Source organism: Mycobacterium sp. NGS62, assembly GCF_059812285.1.
Genome location: NZ_JCALCK010000069.1, coordinates 1 through 1,193 on the forward strand (window position 1 = coordinate 1; position 1,193 = coordinate 1,193).

1 rRNA gene is annotated in these 1,193 nt (G+C 56.4%); it reads left to right on the forward strand.

The features are described from left to right. Nucleotides 1-150: 150 nt before the first annotated feature. A 23S ribosomal RNA gene (locus tag AC5Y49_RS24725) occupies nucleotides 151-1,193 on the forward strand; the annotation flags it as partial.

Genomic DNA, 1,193 nt, shown 5'->3' on the forward strand with positions numbered 1-1,193 from the left:
GCCGGCACACTATTGGGCTTTGAGGCAGCACCTGTTGGGTTGTTGTCGCTCCATCTTGGTGGTGGGGTGTGGTGTTTGAGTTGTGGATAGTGGTTGCGAGCATCTAGCAAGCAAAATGATTGTTTTTGTTTGTCGAGTGTTTTTTTGTGTTTGTAAGTGTGTTAGGGCGCATGGTGGATGCCTTGGCATCAGGGGCCGATGAAGGACGTGGGAGGCTGCGATATGCCTCGGGGAGTTGTCAACCGAGCGTGGATCCGAGGATGTCCGAATGGGGAAACCCGGCACCAGTGATGTGGTGTCACCCACTGCTGAATGTATAGGCAGTGGGGGGGAACGCGGGGAAGTGAAACATCTCAGTACCCGTAGGAGAAGAAAACAAGTGTGATTCCGTTAGTAGTGGCGAGCGAACGCGGAGGATGGCTAAACCGCGCGCATGTGATACCCGGCGGGGGTTGTGTGTGTGGTGTTGTGGGGTCTGTGTTCTCTGGTCCGCCGGCTGGGGCAGCAGTGAGAAAACAGTGTGTTAGTCGAAGTGGCCTGGGATGGTCTGCCGTAGACGGTGAGAGCCCGGTAGGTGAAAACATGCTGTCTGTTGTGCGCAGGTACCCCGAGTAGCAGCGGGCCCGTGGAATCTGCTGTGAATCTGCCGGGACCACCCGGTAAGCCTGAATACTTCCTGATGACCGATAGCGGATTAGTACCGTGAGGGAATGGTGAAAAGTACCCCGGGAGGGGAGTGAAAGAGTACCTGAAACCGTGCGCCTACAAGCCGTCAGAGCCTTCCCTTTTGGGTGGGGTGATGGCGTGCCTTTTGAAGAATGAGCCTGCGAGTCACCGACATGTCGCGAGGTTAACCCGGGTGGGGTAGCCGCAGCGAAAGCGAGTCTGAATAGGGCGTATCCCTCGTGAGGGGGTGTAGTGGTGTGTTGTGGACCCGAAGCGGAGTGATCTACCCATGGCCAGGGTGAAGCGCGGGTAAGACCGCGTGGAGGCCCGAACCCACTTAGGTTGAAGACTGAGGGGATGAGCTGTGGGTAGGGGTGAAAGGCCAATCAAACTCCGTGATAGCTGGTTCTCCCCGAAATGCATTTAGGTGCAGCGTTACATGTTTCTTGCCGGAGGTAGAGCTACTGGATGGCCGATGGGCCCTACTAGGTTACTGACGTCAGCCAAACTCCGAATGCCGGTAAGAG